Origin of the sequence: Streptomyces tagetis (assembly GCF_018069565.1) — a bacterium.
Classification (GTDB): Bacteria; Actinomycetota; Actinomycetes; order Streptomycetales; family Streptomycetaceae; genus Streptomyces; species Streptomyces tagetis.
Genome location: NZ_JAGPNL010000006.1, coordinates 61,351 through 76,127, shown reverse-complemented (window position 1 = coordinate 76,127; position 14,777 = coordinate 61,351). Strand labels below are relative to the sequence as shown.

General features: G+C 73.7%; 11 protein-coding genes, 1 other RNA gene and 1 pseudogene. 2 read left to right on the top strand and 11 right to left on the bottom strand.

Features of this window, described 5'->3' with window-relative positions; translation table 11 throughout:
• Nucleotides 1-44: 44 nt before the first annotated feature.
• From J5Y05_RS21155 to J5Y05_RS21130, 6 genes and pseudogenes are all read right to left on the bottom strand, one after another.
• Nucleotides 45-875: pseudogene (locus tag J5Y05_RS21155) on the bottom strand (uroporphyrinogen-III synthase); the annotation flags it as partial.
• 217 nt (nt 876-1,092) lie between these two features.
• On the bottom strand, nt 1,093-2,196 hold the full coding sequence (locus tag J5Y05_RS21150) for a hypothetical protein (protein WP_210874617.1): 1,104 nt from the start codon (nt 2,194-2,196) through the stop codon (nt 1,093-1,095).
• A gap of 110 nt (nt 2,197-2,306) precedes the next feature.
• A complete protein-coding gene (locus J5Y05_RS21145) occupies nt 2,307-3,749 on the bottom strand; it encodes an acyltransferase family protein (protein ID WP_247615074.1) in 1,443 nt (480 codons plus the stop codon).
• The gene (locus tag J5Y05_RS21140; RefSeq protein WP_210874616.1) at nt 3,746-5,950 is read right to left on the bottom strand and encodes a bifunctional polysaccharide deacetylase/glycosyltransferase family 2 protein; all 2,205 of its coding nucleotides are present in this window, start codon (nt 5,948-5,950) and stop codon (nt 3,746-3,748) included. The genes J5Y05_RS21145 and J5Y05_RS21140 overlap by 4 nt, the downstream gene beginning before the upstream one ends.
• Complete coding sequence (locus J5Y05_RS21135; protein WP_210874615.1) at nt 5,950-7,248, bottom strand: hypothetical protein; 1,299 nt, start codon at nt 7,246-7,248, stop codon at nt 5,950-5,952. The genes J5Y05_RS21140 and J5Y05_RS21135 overlap by 1 nt, the downstream gene beginning before the upstream one ends.
• Nucleotides 7,249-7,789: 541 nt before the next feature.
• A complete protein-coding gene (locus J5Y05_RS21130) occupies nt 7,790-8,809 on the bottom strand; it encodes a LysR family transcriptional regulator (protein WP_210874614.1) in 1,020 nt (339 codons plus the stop codon).
• 83 nt (nt 8,810-8,892) lie between these two features.
• Between J5Y05_RS21130 and J5Y05_RS21125 the strand changes: the two genes are divergently transcribed.
• Nucleotides 8,893-10,194: an MFS transporter gene (locus J5Y05_RS21125; RefSeq protein WP_210874613.1), complete on the top strand. Its 1,302-nt coding sequence runs from the start codon at nt 8,893-8,895 to the stop codon at nt 10,192-10,194.
• Nucleotides 10,195-10,271: 77 nt separating this feature from the next.
• On the opposite strand, the gene ssrA is transcribed toward J5Y05_RS21125, so the two are convergent.
• The 5 genes from ssrA to ftsE form a co-directional block, all read right to left on the bottom strand.
• Nucleotides 10,272-10,672: a transfer-messenger RNA gene (gene ssrA / locus J5Y05_RS21120) on the bottom strand.
• Between the two features lie 117 nt (nt 10,673-10,789).
• Complete coding sequence (gene smpB, locus J5Y05_RS21115; RefSeq protein WP_210874612.1) at nt 10,790-11,269, bottom strand: SsrA-binding protein SmpB; 480 nt, start codon at nt 11,267-11,269, stop codon at nt 10,790-10,792.
• Between the two features lie 76 nt (nt 11,270-11,345).
• Entirely contained in the window at nt 11,346-12,518 is a 1,173-nt protein-coding gene (locus J5Y05_RS21110) for a S41 family peptidase (RefSeq protein WP_210874611.1), read from the bottom strand.
• Between the two features lie 68 nt (nt 12,519-12,586).
• A complete protein-coding gene (gene ftsX, locus J5Y05_RS21105; protein WP_210874610.1) occupies nt 12,587-13,504 on the bottom strand; it encodes a permease-like cell division protein FtsX in 918 nt (305 codons plus the stop codon).
• A 48-nt stretch (nt 13,505-13,552) separates the two neighbouring features.
• A complete protein-coding gene (gene ftsE, locus J5Y05_RS21100) occupies nt 13,553-14,242 on the bottom strand; it encodes a cell division ATP-binding protein FtsE (RefSeq protein WP_210874609.1) in 690 nt (229 codons plus the stop codon).
• 249 nt (nt 14,243-14,491) lie between these two features.
• Between ftsE and J5Y05_RS21095 the strand changes: the two genes are divergently transcribed.
• Entirely contained in the window at nt 14,492-14,689 is a 198-nt protein-coding gene (locus J5Y05_RS21095) for a hypothetical protein (protein WP_210874608.1), read from the top strand.
• Nucleotides 14,690-14,777: the final 88 nt, after the last annotated feature.

Genomic DNA, 14,777 nt, shown 5'->3' with positions numbered 1-14,777 from the left:
CTACCGCACCCGATGGCACCGGGGGCGCGGAGTCAGCCCTTCGGGTGCCCGGTCCCCCGCGCGGGCCGGGCCCGTTCCGGCAGGTCGCGGCAGAGGAGCTGGACGAGGGGTCCGAGGCGGAAGCGTTCGGGGTGGACGGTGGGGACGCCGCGCGCGGCGAGCGGCGCGGCGGTGACCGGTCCGACGCAGGCGGCGAGCACGTCGTGGCCGAGGGCGGCGAGGAGCCCGTCCAGCAGGCCGCGTTCCCGGGCGCGGGTGAGCAGGGAGACGGCGGCGGGCGCGCTGGTGAAGGTGACGGCGTCCAGGCGGCGTTCGAGCAGCGCGTCCAGCAGCCGGTCGAGCGGGGCCGGGTCCTCGGGCGGCAGCCACCGGTAGACGGGCACCTCGACGACGTCGGCGCCGCCGGAGCGCAGCGCGCCCACGAACTCGGTGAGGGGCTCGCCGTGGAGCTGGACGGCGACGCGGCGGCCGTCGACGCCCTCGGCCAGCAGCCGGTCCAGCACCTCGGCCAGGGCCTCGGAGGAGGGCGACCAGCGTTCGGTGAGGCCGGCGGCGCGGATCGCGCCGGTGACCTTGGGCCCGCGGGCGAGGAGTTCCGCCGCGCGCAGCCGGTCGAGCAGGGCGGGGCCGAGCCCCCACCCCTCGGCCGCCTCCAGCCAGCCCCGGAAGCCGACGGCGGTGTTGGCGACGACGACGTCGGGGGCCCGCTCGGTCAGCCGGCGGGTGGCGGCGAGCAGTTCGGTGTCGTCGGCGAGGGGCACGGTGCGCAGGGCCGGTCCGTGGACGACCTCGGCGCCGCGCCGGCGCAGCAGGGCGGCGAACTCCTCCGCCCGGCGGGCGGCGGTCACCCCGACGGTGAACCCGGCGAGGGGCAGGGGGGCCTCCCGGGCTTCCCCCTCCGGGCGTGCTTCGCCCGGCCGCGCCTCCGGTGTCCCGGTGCTTGCGGTGTCTGCGGTGTCTCCGGTGCTTTCGGTGTTCCCGGTGTCTCCGGTGTTCCCGGTGTCTCCGGTGTCTGCGGTGTGCTGCCGTGCGTCGTCGTGCGTCACTGTGGTCCGTCCCGTTCCCGTCGTAGGCGGCGGTGCCGCCCCCGGCTCAGCCCTGCGGCGGCTGGGGCTGCCAGTGGGGATTCTGCTGGAGGGGCTGCTGCGGGTGGGGAGGCTGGGCCGGGGGCTGCCCGTACGGCTGCTGGGGGTACGGCTGCTGCTGGGGCGGGTACGGCTGCGGGGCGTACGGGCCGGGGGCGTAGGGGCCGGGCTGCGGCTGACCGTACGGCCCCGGGGCCTGCGGCGCGGGCGCCTGCGGGGCCGCCGGGTAACCACCGGGCGCCTGCGGGGCGTTGGGGTAACCACCGGGCGCCTGCGGAGTGCTGGGGTAACCGACCGGAGCCTGCGGGGCGTTCGGGTAACCGACCGGAGCCTGCGGGGCGCTGGGGTAACCGTCGGGCATCTGCGGGGCGTTGGGGTACCCCCCGGGTGCCTGCGGCGGGTACGGGGCCGGGGCGGGGTGGCCGTACCCCTGGGCCGGCGCGGCGGCGGGGGCCTGGTGGCCGTGGGGTCCGCCGGGGCCGGATGCGCCGGCGAACGGGTTGCCCTGCCCGGCGGGCCGCGGTCCGGGGGGCAGGTAGCGCACCCGCCCCGTCTCGTCGGGGACCGGCCGGAACCCGGAGGCGTGCAGCCGGGCCCCGAACTTGGCGTTGCGCTTGCGGGTGACGACGAGGCCGACGCCGAGGAGCGCCACCACGAGGAACCAGATGATCCCGGCCATGGCGAAGGCACCGCCGTCGCCGCCCGCCCGCAGCGCGAGGATCACGCAGCCGACGGTGACGCCGACCGCGCCGTACCCCATGCGCTTCTCGGCGTTCTTGCCGGTGAGGTCGTAGTTGATGCGGGCCTTGAGGAGTTCGACCGCGTCCGGCGCGAGGGGCGGCAGGGAGACGCCGTCGTGGGCGTTGGGGTACTGCGCCCAGTTCTGGACGGCACGGGAGCGCGCCTGCGGCGCCGGATCGGGCACGAGCAGCATCGTCAGGGCGGCGTTGCGCCCCGAGCCCTGCCTGACGTCCGCGTACTCGTAGCCGAACTGCTGGGCCAGGCAGGCGAGTCGGGCGAGTTTCCGTACGGACGCCATCGGACTGGTGAGCTCGATCGGCTCCCCGCCCGCCATCATGCGCAGCAGTTTCTGCGTCTGGCGCTTGCTCATCCCCACCTGCTTTCCCTGGTCACCGCCGCGATCGGGGCAGTCTCGCACGGCGGTGCGCCGCCCGGTACGGCGGCTCCGGGGCCGGTCCGGCCGGACCGGCCCCCGCCGGCTCAGCCCCGGCGGGCCGGCCGCGCCGCGCCGCCCCGGCCGGCCGGGCGGCTGCCGTTCGGCCACAGCCTCGGCCGGCGTTTCGCCGCGAGGTCCTCGATCCAGCCGACGGCCAGCACCGAGAGGCCGATCAGCGGCCAGACCAGGGCGAACATCCACAGCGTCGAGGCGCTGTCCAGGGCTTCGGCGGCCCGCTCGCTCTGCATGAACGGCAGCCGGTACATCAGGTCGATGATCGGCACGGTCAGCAGGATGAGGAGGTTGTGCCACAGGTAGATCGTGACCGCGCGGTTGTTGGAGAGCGTGACCAGCTTGTCCCACTTGGCCAGCCGGCCGGGGAGTTCCTGCCAGGACGGCGAGTACTGGAGGAGGATCACGACGAAGCCGAAGGACCAGGCGGCCTGGGCGAGCGGGATGTCGTTGAGGTCCCAGCCCTCCGGGCCGAGGTGGCCCGAGGCCCACCACAGCCCGAAGGCCATCACCAGGGAGGCGCAGGAGACCGTGATGTACCGGGGGATCTGCTGGAGCATCCCCTCGTGGTGGGCGAAGCCGAGCACCCAGCAGCCGCCGTAGACCGCGAAGTCGGTGACCGCGTTGCCGGTCTCGCCGGGGATGGTGACCAGGCCGGTGCCGACGATCGCGGTCAGGCCGAGCGGGGCGAGCAGGGTCGGCCACGGCGCCCGGCGGAAGGCCCACAGCAGCAGCGGGGAGGCGAGCACGAACCACAGGTAGGCGCGCAGGTACCAGAGCGGTCCCGCGGCCTCCACCGCCCAGCCGCTCTCCAGCAGCCCGCCGGGGAACCCGGCCTCGGCCGGGTAGGGCGGGGCGCCGATCGGGACGAGGTAGTTGAGCAGGGAGAGCAGGCCCCAGGTGCCGCCGTGGTCGGGGTCCTCCCGCGGGTTCCAGCCGCCCGCGAACATCAGGGCCAGCGCCACCGCGGCAAACGCCCACATCGGCGGCAGCAGGCGCCGGACGCGGCTGCGGATCACGCTCAGCGCCGGGCGCTTGAGCGAGCGCGCCATCAGCGAGCCGGCGAGGGCGAACATGACGCCCATCGACGGGAAGAGCACGGTCAGCCAGGCCCAGCCGAACAGGTGGTACACCACCACCCGGACCAGCGCGACGGACCGCAGCACGTCGAGGTACCGGTCCCGGCCGGGCCTGGCCGGCGCGGAGGCCGGGGCGGGCTCGGTGGTGGTGGGCGCCCCGGTGGGGGGCTCAGCGGCCGGCCCGGCCCCGGCGTCGGCGAAGCCGGGGCCGGCGAACTCGGCGGTCCCTGCGGTCTTCTGCCGCGGGATGGCGTACGGCGCCCCCGCTCCGGCCGGGCGGCCGTCCGCGGGCCCGGGAGCGTAGGGGTCCGCGCCGGGGCCGCCCGCCGGGCGCGTTCCGTGGGGTCCGGCCGGCTCCGGGCTCCTGCCGGTGCCGGGCGTGTATCCGTGGGTCATGCCACGGGCCTCCGATCGTCGTCGCCGCGCGCACGCTGGCGCGGGACCGCGCCGCCGCCCCCGGGCGCCTCGACGACGCCGGTGCGGCGCAGCTTCTGCCAGCGCAGGCGTCCGCCGGTGAGCGCGGTGATCCAGGACTGGAGCAGCACGACGTACATGAGTTGGCGGTAGAGGATCTGCTGCAACGGCAGCGAGATCAGGTGGGTCATGCGTTCGCGGTCGAGGCGGAAGGCGTAGGCCGCGCAGACCGCCTGGATGGCGAGGACGCCCAGCCAGGCCAGGATCGTCTTCTGGGTCGGGCCGAAGACGATGCCGTAGAGCAGGAAGACGTCGATGAGCGGGGCGAGCAGCGGGGCCAGGACCATGAACAGGGAGACGAAGGGCAGTCCGACCCGCCCGAAGCGGCCCGAGGGCCCGCGTTCGATGACCGAGCGGCGGTGCTTCCAGATGGCCTGCATGGTCCCGTACGACCAGCGGTAGCGCTGGGACCAGAGCTGCTGGACCGACTCGGGCGCCTCCGTCCAGGCGCGGGCGTTCTCGGCGTAGACGACGCGCCAGCCGGCCCGGTGCAGCGCCATGGTGACGTCGGTGTCCTCGGCGAGCGTGTCGTCGCTCATGCCGCCGATCGGCTCCAGCGCGGAGCGGCGGAAGGCGCCCACCGCGCCGGGGATGGTCGGCATGCAGCCGAGGACGTCGTACATGCGGCGGTCCAGGTTGAAGCCCATCACGTACTCGATGTGCTGCCAGGCGCCGATGAGGCTGTCCTTGTTGCCGACCTTGGCGTTGCCGGCGACGGCTCCGACCCTGGAGTCGCCGAAGGGCTGGACGAGTTCGCGGACGGTGGACGGCTCGAAGACCGTGTCGCCGTCCATCATCACGACGATGTCGTACCGGGCGTTGGCCAGACCGCGGTTGAGGGCGGCCGGCTTGCCCGCGTTGAGCTGGCGCACCACGCGGACGTTGGGCAGGCCCATCGCCTCCACGATCCGCGCCGTGCCGTCGCTGGAGCCGTCGTCGATGACGATGACCTCGATGGGATGGTCGCTGTCCATCAGCGAACGCACCGTGTTCTCGATGCACTTCGCCTCGTTGTACGCCGGTACCAGGACCGAGACCGGTTCGGTGACGGCCGGGCCCCAGCGGAAGTTCTTGCGGCGCACGCGGCGGGCGTGGAAGCCGGAGAGCAGCAGCATCAGCACGAAGCGGCTGATGACCAGCGTGCCGATGACGGCGAGGCCGACCACCAGGGCGCCGGTGAGCTTCTCCGATGCCTGGACCAGGAAGATCCACGCCTTGCCCTTCCACAGCTCGGCGCCACCGACCCGGGTCATGGCGCTGGGCGCGTCCAGGGCCTCGGTCAGGTTGTCGAACCGGTAGCCCTTCTCCTTGAGATCGGGCAGGAACCGGTCGAGCGCCCGCACGGTCTGGTGGCGGTCGCCGCCGGAGTCGTGCATGAGGACGATGGCGCCCTTGCCGCCGTGCGGGGTGGCGCGGCGGATGATCTCGTCGACGCCGGGCTTCTTCCAGTCCTCGCTGTCGGTGTTGTTGACGACGGTGATGTAGCCGCGGCTGCCGATGTACTCGGTGACCGGCCAGGTCTTGTTGTCCATGGCGTCGGCGAAGGAGGAGTACGGCGGCCGGAAGAGCGAGGTGCGGATGCCGGCCGCGCCGGTGATGGCGAGCTGGTTCTGCGACAGCTCCCAGTCGATGCGCTTGGTCGACTGGTAGGAGAGGTCGGGGTGGTTGAAGGTGTGCAGGCCGACCTCGTGGCCCTCGTCGACCATGCGCTTGACGAGGTCGGGGTAGCGGGAGGCCATGGTGCCGGTGACGAAGAAGACGGCGTGCGCGTCGTGCTTCTTCAGCACGTCCAGGACCCGCGGGGTCCAGACCGGGTCGGGGCCGTCGTCGAAGGTGAGGACGAGGCGGTGGTCGGGCACGGACAGGCCCTCGGTGCGTCCGCCCCGGGTGTCGATGACCGGCCCGCCCTCCAGGATCTTCTGCGGCACCCGGTCGGTGGGGGCGGGGGACTGCACGCGGTGGTCGGCGAGGATCTCGCTGTGCACGTAGCCGCGGAGCATGAGCATCGCGGCGAGGGCGACGAGGACGAGCAGCGGGAGCAGCAGGCGCAGCGGCAGGCGGGGACGCCGGGCGCCGCCACGGGCGCGACGCACGGCCCCGTGACGGCGGGAGCGGGAGGCCATCAGAGGGTGTTCTCCGGGGACAGGGATGAGGACGTGGACGTGGAGCGCGAACCGGCGACGGGCGCCGCGGCGCGTCCGGCGGCCACGGGCGTGGAGTTGCCGGAGCCGTTGGGCGACGTGCCGTCGCCGGGGTCGGTGCCCGGCGGCACGCCCGGGGATTGGCCCGGGTCGGCCGGCGACTCGCCGCCGCTGGGCGGGGTCGCCGGCTGCGTGGCCGGCGGGGGCTGCTGCGGGGCGCTCGTCTTCGGGTCCGGGCCGGCGCCGCCGGTCCCCGAGGCGGACCCGGTCGCGGTCGGCTGCGGGTCGGCGACGCGGCCGGGCACGCTCGCGCCGCCCGTGGTGCCGGGCACGGTGATCCCGGCGCCGGGCGCGGTCGTCGGGGCCTCGTCGGCGGAGGGTTCGGCGAGCGGGTCCTCGGTGACGCCCGCCGAGGGGTCCACCGTCTCCGTGGGCAGCGGCGTGGGGTCGACCTGACCGGCCGGCTGCCCCTCCTCCTGGCCCGGTACGGGCAGCCAGGGGGCGTCGGAGTTGCCCGAGAGCAGGGTGCTGACGATGACGACGGCGTAGACCGCGCAGGCGATGCCGAGGGCGATGCCGAGCCGGCGGAAGCGGCGGCTGCGGCGGCCCGACTCGTCCACGAAGACCGGCCCGTCGGAGCCGTCCGGTCCGCCCTTGGCGGGGCTCCGTTCGACCTGGCGCAGCACGCCGTCGCCGAACTGGACGGCGTCGAGCTGGACGGTGACCTCGTGCGGGTCGTGGGTCTGTTCGGCCTCCGGGACGCCGGCGCCGATCGGGTCCCGCCAGGGGTCGCGCAGCGCGGCGGTGGCGGGGCCGGGGCCGGGAACGGGGCCCGGCAGGGCGGTGGTCGGGGCGCCCGGGTCGGGGAAGGCCGTGGTCCGGGCGGCCGGATCGGGGAAGACCGCGGTGGCGGCCGGATCGGAGAACGCCGCCGGGGCTCCCCCCACCGGGGGGAAGGCCGTGGTCGGGGCGGCCGGATCGGAGAAGTGCGAGGGGGTCGTGCCCGGTTCGGCGGGGAAGCGGGCCGTGGCCGGGTCGAGGAAGGCGGTCGTCGCGGCGTCCGCCGCGGGGAAGCCGCGGGCCGGGGAGGTGCCGGGGGATATGTCACCCCGGTCGCTGTCGCGGCTCGCCGCGCCCCGGTCCCTGCCGTGCCGTGCCGCGCGGCCGTGGCCCGGCTCGCTCCGGCCGGCGCCGGGCCGTCCGGGTCCCCCGCGTGGTGTGCCGGTCCAGGGTGGTCCGTCCTGGCCTCCGGCGTCCCCGCCCCTGCTGTCTGCGCCCATCGGGCTCCCGCCTGTGCTGTCGAGGCCGGTTCGCCACCGGTCCGTCCGCGCCCCGGGGAAGTCCCTCTCACCGGTGCCGGGGCCGCCGTAGGGCTCTAGGAGCTGAGTCTCGGCGGCATCCGCGGGCGGCGGCGAGGCGGGCCCGGGTATCTGCCTCCCGGGGCGGCGCGCGCCGGGCGGTCCGGGATGCCCGAACCTGTCGTCCGAGCCCGCGTACCCGTCGTGGGCGCCGGGCCGGTCCGGTCCTCCCCGGCTCCCGCCGGGGCGTCCGCCGGTCGTTCCGCTCATCGGTGACTTCCCGGTCCCCGGGAAACTCCCGGTCGCCGAAAACGCCTGAGTGGCGTCCCCATCTTGTCGTGCCTCCGGGAGATCACGAATTCCGGACGCCGCATCCGGCCACTCCGGTTGGGCGTCTTTTTGCCATTTCTTCACGCGCGTACTCTTCCCCCCGCGGGACGGTCCGGGTGCGCGTACGACTCCGAGCACCCGTCGGCCGAACCGGCCCCCACCAGGTTCGCGCGCCCCCTCTACCACACCGTGCTCAGGCCACGAATGTAGCGCACGCGGAGGAAGGGTGGTTGCCGTGTGCCGGTTTACGGGGTGACATCACAGCGGCGTCACTGGCCGGAATCCATCCTTTGGTGGGTTTACGCAGCCATCCGTTTTCGGCCGCGACCTGGGAGGCGGCCGAACGGAGCGCGTCGAAGGCGGGGTGCACCAGCCCCTTTCGCCAGACCAGGGAGACCGGCGAGAGCGGCACGGGCTCGACCAACGGGCGGACCACGCAGGCGGGCATGGCCGGAAAGCCCACCACGGCGAGGACGGGGTTGCGGGTCTTCTCCATGATGCGCCGGAACTCCGCGTCGCCGACGGCCAGCGGAAGGGGTGGTGCCACCTCGACGCCGCTTCCCTCGAAGAGGCGGCGGGCGAGGTCGGTCCACTCCGGCGTCCGCGGGTTCCCGGCCCCGGCGTACACCTTCTCCCCGGCCAGCGCGGCCAGGGGGACCTCGGCCAGGGGGGCCAGCGGATGGTCCTCGGGCAGGACGACGGCCATCGCCTCGTACCGGACGGGCTGGTGGCCGAGGCCGGCGCGCACGGCGGCGGGCAGTCCCGCGAAGCGGCCGAAGGAGGCGTCGAGGCGTCCGGCGAGCAGCTCGGCGGCGGCGCCGGTCAGTCCGCTCTCGTAGCGCGCCATCAGCTCCTGGTCCGGGGCGAGTTCCCGGGCGCGCTCCAGGACCGCGCGGCCGGTGGCCAGCCCCGGGGAGTTGAGGTCGACCAGGAGCGGGCGGGCCTGCCCGGCGGCGGCGAGCAGATCGGCCTGGGCCTCCAGGACCCGGCGGGCGTACGGCAGCAGCCGCTCGCCGTCGGGCGTCAGCGTGACCTGCCGGGTGGTGCGTACGAACAGTTCACGGCGCAGTTCGCGCTCCAGGCGCCGTACGTCGCGGCTGAGCGCCTGCTGGGCGACGAACAGGCGGGCGGCGGCGCGGGTGAAGTGCAGCTCCTCGGCGACGGTCACGAAGGCGCGCAGCAGGCGGGGATCGAGGTGGGCGGGTGCGGACACCCCCCGAATTTACAACGCGGATGCGTGAATGGGCGGCGAACAGGTGTTGGACCGCCCCGCAGGCCCGGGGCGACGGTGGGCGCATGCCGCGACCCACACCCGAACGCCCCGTGCCGCAGTACGTGTTGCCCGCCGTGACGGCGGACACCCTGGTCCTCGCCGACTTCCGTCCCCGCGGGCGGGACCGGCCGCCCGGCCCGTACCGGCGGCTGCTGTCGGTGCCGGGGGCGCGGGCGTTCACCGCCGGGAGCCTCCTCGCGCGCCTGCCGATGGGCATGTTCGGCGTCAGCGCGGTGCTGATGATCGCCGCCCGGTACGGCTCCTACGCCCTGGCCGGCGCCGTCACGGCCACGGGGCTGGCGGTGACGGCGCTGGTCGCGCCGGGGGTGGCGCGGCTGGTGGACCGGCACGGGCAGGCCCGCGTGGCGGTGCCGGCCGCGCTGCTCGCCGCGCTCGGCTCGCTCGCCCTGGTGCTGTGCGTCCGCGCTGGCGCCCCCGCCTGGACCCTGTTCGCCGCCTACGCCGCCACGGCCTCGGCGCCCAACACCGGGGGCATGGCCCGCGCCCGCTGGGCCCGCCTGGTCGGCGGGGACGCCGCCGCGCTGCACAGCGCGCACTCCTTCGAACAGGCCGCGGACGAGTTGTGCTTCATGCTGGGCCCGGTGCTCGCGGCCTTCCTGTGCACGGCGTGGTTCCCGGAGGCGGGGACGGTGGCCGGGGTGGTCCTGCTGGTGGCGGGGATGCTGCTGTTCACCGCCCAGCGCGCGACCGAGCCGCCGCCGGTGCCGCACACCCCGGCGCGCGCGCCGCTGCGCTCCCCCGGGATGCCCGCGCTGCTCGCGGTCTGCGTCGCCATGGGCGCGGTGTTCGGCGCGATGGAGGTCGTCACGGTGGCCTTCGCCGACGAGCGGGGGCACCGGGCGGCGGCGGGGGTGGCCCTCGGCCTCCAGGCGGCCGGTTCGTGCGCGGCGGGCCTGGCCTTCGGGGCGCTGCGGCTGCCGGGGCCGGCGGCGGCGCGGCTGCCGTGGTGCGTGGCGGCGATGACGGCCCTGATGACGCTGCCGTTCCTGGCCGCCACGTCCGGCTCGCTGCTCCTGGTCTCCATGGCGCTCTTCGTCGCCGGTACGGCCACGGCGCCGACCATGGTCACGACCATGACGCTGGTCCAGCGACGCGCCCCCGAGGGCCGCCTCAACGAGTCGATGACCCTCGCGGTGACCGGCCTCCTGACCGGCATCGCCCTCGGCAGCGCCACCGGCGGCTGGAGCGCCGACCACGCCCCGCCCGCCATGGGCTACGCCCTCCCGGCGACAGCGGCGGCCCTGGCCCTGCTGCTGACGCTGACGGGCGTGTCCGGCCGGGTCGGGGCGAGGCCGTCCGGGTGAGGGAGCCGCCCGCGGTGTCGCGGGCATGACGAAGGCCCCGTCGCCCGGAAGCGACGGGGCCTTCGCCCACATGGGAACTGTGGAGATGGCGGGAATCGAACCCGCGTCCAACGGTGCGGAACCAGGGCTTCTCCGTGTGCAGTCCGCTGCGCTTTTCTCAGCCCCGAAGATCACGCGGACAAGTCTCCGACGGGCTCAGTCACTGTGTGGTTTCCCTCTTCACCCCGTGACCGGGATCAAGGTTTAGTCCCCTAGCTGATGCCAGGTTCCGGGTCGGGAACAGCCCCGGGCTGACACTCCCGTAGTAGGAGGCTCGCTCTGGCTACCTGAGATCAGGCAGCGAGGGCGAAGGCCTGCTGGGAGGAATCGCGCTTGGTGTTGGCGATTATTTGTTTCGGCCTGTGGTTTACGAGATCATGGCCGCTTCCTCGACACGCTTCCCCTGCTTCGACAGCCGCTGTCGAAACCGATCATCCCCATGTTGTCTTTTCAAACCCTCCGAGGAGGGTGCTCGCACCCGCTGTGAGGTGCTGATGCCATCGTACGTGACCGACGCGGCTCCGTGCCAGCGTATTCCCGGGCCCCGCCGGGCTCGTCAGGCCCGCTCGCGGCGCCGGATCGCCGAGATCGTCCGCTCGGTCTCGCGCCGGTCCTGCTTCTCGCGCAGCGCCTGCCGCTTGTCGTACTCCTTCTTGCCGCGCGCCAGGGCGATCTCGACCTTGGCCCGGCCGTCCTTGAAGTAGAGCGCCAGGGGCACGATCGTGTGACCGGTCTCCTGGGACTTCGACTCCAGCTTGTCGATCTCCGTGCGGTGCAGCAGCAGCTTCCGCTTGCGCCGGGCGCTGTGGTTGGTCCAGGTGCCCTGGCTGTACTCCGGGACGTGGACGTTGTAGAGCCACGCCTCGTTGCCGTCCATCTGCACGAAGCCGTCCACCAGCGAGGCCCGCCCCTGACGCAGCGACTTCACCTCGGTACCGGTGAGGACCAGACCGGCCTCGTAGGTGTCGAGGATCTGGTAGTCGTGCCGCGCCTTCTTGTTCTGCGCGATCAGCTTGCGCCCTTTTTCCTTAGCCATAGTGCGGCCCATTTTGGCACTACGGCGCCGTTTCCGGGAAAGCCGTTTCCGCGGCGGCGCGCGACGCCGCCCGAGGTCAGCGGCCCAGTCCGCTCAGGACCGTCCGGGCCCGCTCCAGGGCGGCCGGGCCGGCGGGCTCGACCTCCAGGTCGGGGGTGATGCCGGTGCCGTCGACACCGCGGCCCAAGGGCGTGCGGTAGTGGCCGACGGTCAGCTCGGCGACCGACCCGCCGGGCAGCCGGCTCGGCATCTGGACGGAGCCCTTGCCGAAGGTGCGGGAGCCCAGCACGACCGCCCGCCCCCGGTCCTGGAGGGCCCCGGTGAGCAGTTCGGCGGCGCTCATCGTGCCGCCGTCGACGAGCGCGACCAGGGGCCTGGCCGTGTCGCCGCCCGCCTCGGCGTGCAGGGCGCGCTGGTCGCCGTCGACGTCGTACGTGGCGACCAGGCCGCCGTCGAGGAAGACGGAGGCCGCGGTGACGGCCTCGGCGACCAGTCCGCCGGAGTTGCCGCGCAGGTCCAGGACGACGCCGGTGCCGTCGGGGACCTGCCCCACGGCGGCCCGCACCTGGTCGCCGACGCCCTTGGTGAAGGAGGCGACCCTGACGACGGTGACGCCGTCCGCGAGGGTCCGTACGGTCACCGGGTCCGTGGAGAGCCGGGCGCGGCGGACGGTCTCGGTCCACGCGCGCGTGCCGCGCTCCAGGCCGAGCCGGACGGTGGTGCCGGCGGGCCGCTCGTGGGCGTCGCCGCGGAGCAGGGCGACGACCTCGGTGACGGGGCGCCCGTCGGCCTTCTCGCCGTCGACGGTGCGCAGCCGGTCGCCCGCGCGGATGCCGGCGTCGGCGGCGGGCGAGCCGGAGCGCACCCCGGTCACCTCGATACGTCCGTCGCGCTCGCGGCGGGCGGAGAGGCCGACGCCCGTGTACCGGCCGTCGAGGGCCTCCTCCAACTCCTCGTACTCGCCCCGGGAGTACACGGCGCCCCAGCGGTCCCCGCTGCGGCTGACCGCGCGTTCGGCGGCCTCGACGGGGGACTTGCCGTCCGCCATCGCCTCGGCGGCGGCGCGGGCCACGTCCTCGTGGCGGAGCGCGGGGGCGGCGGCGCGGGCGGGTGCGGCGGCGGTCTCCGCCTCGCTCCCGGGCAGGGAGCCGGTGGCCGCGCCGGCCGCGAGGACACTGGTGAACACCAAGGTCAGGGCGGCCCCGTGGCGTGCGCGGCGGGGCTGACAGAACAGGTCACGGCCTGACATGCCGGTGAGTCTAGGACAACGCGAGGGGGCCGAACGGTCGCTTGACCGTTCGGCCCCCTTGGCATGCGTCACACCTTCAGGTACTTGCGCAACGCGAAGAAAGCGGCCAGCGCCGGCATCAGCAGGCTGGTGGCGAGGATGAGCGGCAACTTCGTGAGCACGGCGTCCCAGCCGATGAAGTCGACCAGGCTGAGTTTCTCGGAGAGCGCCAGCCCGTGGTCGATGATGAAGTACCGCGCGAGCACCAGGAAGGCGCAGGCGACGGCACCGCCGATGAGCCCGGCGACCGCCGCCTCCATGATGAACGGGGCCTGGATGTAGAAGCCGGAGGCGCCGACCAGGCGCATGATGCCCGTTTCCCGCCGACGGCTGAACGCCGAGACGCGCACCGTGTTGACGATCAGCATCAGCGCGACGACCAGCATGAGTGCCATCACCGCCCGCGCGCCCCACTTCATGCCGTCCAGCAGGTCGAAGAGGTTCTCCAGGATGCCCTTCTGGTCCTGCACGGACTGCACGCCGTCCCGGCCGTCGAAGGCGGTGGCGACGACCTGGTACTTCTCCGGGTCCTTGAGCTTGATGCGGTACGACTCCTGCATCTGGTCCGGCGTGAGCGAGGCGGCCAGCGGCGAGTCGCCGAACTGCTCCTTGTAGTGCTTGTACGCCTCGTCCTGCGACTCGTGCGTCACCTTGTCGACGACGGCCATCTTGTCGAGGTCGGCCAGGATCTGCTTCTTCTGGTCCGCGGTCACCGCGCCCTTGGCGCAGTTGGAGTCGTTCGCCGCGTCGCTCTTGTTGCAGAGGAAGACGGAGACGTTGACCTTGTCGTACCAGTAGCCCTTCATGGCGTTGACCTGGTCGCTCATCAGCAGCGTGCCGCCGAACAGGGCCAGGGACAGGGCGACGGAGACGACGACCGCGAAGGTCATCGTCAGATTGCGGCGAAGACCGACACCGATCTCCGAGAGCACGAACTGGGCGCGCATGGCGTCTGTTTAAGCCTTTCCGTGGATACCCGCGCGGGAGCGGCGGTGTCAGTGCTGGTAGCCGTAGACGCCGCGCGCCTGGTCGCGGACGAGGCGGCCCTTCTCCAGCTCGATGACGCGCTTGCGCATCTGGTCCACGATGTTCTGGTCGTGCGTCGCCATGATCACGGTGGTGCCCGTCCGGTTGATGCGGTCGAGCAGCTTCATGATGCCGACGGAGGTCTGCGGGTCGAGGTTGCCCGTGGGCTCGTCCGCGATCAGCAGCTTGGGCCGGTTGACGAAGGCGCGGGCGATGGCGACGCGCTGCTGCTCACCACCGGAGAGCTCGCCGGGCCTGCGGTCCTCCTTGCCACCGAGCCCGACGAGGTCGAGCACCTGCGGCACGGACTTGCGGATCTCACCGCGGGTCTTGCCGATGACCTCCTGGGCGAAGGCGACGTTCTCGCCGACGGTCTTGTTCGGCAGCAGGCGGAAGTCCTGGAAGACGGTCCCCAACTGGCGCCGCATCTGGGGCACCTTCCAGTTGGAGAGGCGGGCGAGGTCCCTGCCCAGGACGTGCACCTGGCCGTGACTGCACCGCTCCTCGCGGAGGATCAGCCGCAGGAAGGTGGACTTTCCGGAGCCGGAGGACCCCACGAGGAAGACGAACTCGCCCTTTTCGACCTCCAGGGAGACGTCCCTGAGGGCCGGGTGGTTCTGTTTGGGGTAGACCTTGGACACACTGTCGAATCGGATCACGGATGCACCACGGGTCGCCGGGGGTAGATGAGCGTGACCTTACGCGAACCGGGGAGTCCGCCGCAGTCACCGGTCGGGGTTGCGTATCAGTTGCGCGTTTTGTCCCCGCACACCACCGCGCCGGGCGTGTCGCGGGCCCCGGGGGAGCGGGGGCGGGCCCCGTCGGAACCTGGCACAGTGGGAGGAGGGAACGTTCACGCGCGCGTGGGCGTTGTTCTGATAGAGCCGGTTGCGAGGAGGGCGAGGCGCATGACGTACGACCGGTTGGTGTGCGCGAACTGCGCGGCGCCCGTGAGCGAGGGCCGGTGCCCGGTGTGCCGGGCCAGCCGCGAGCGCATGCAGCAGGAGAACGACAACTTCCTGTCGGGGCTCAACCCGACGGCGCTGATCGTCCTGCTCGCGGTGCTGGTCGCCACGGTGGCGATCCTGGCGCATCAGGGCATCTGACCCGGGAGTGCGCGGGGCCCCGGCACGGGGCGTGAGAGACGGGAAGGGCCCGGAGCCGGCTGCTCCGGGCCCTTTGTGCGTGCCGTGG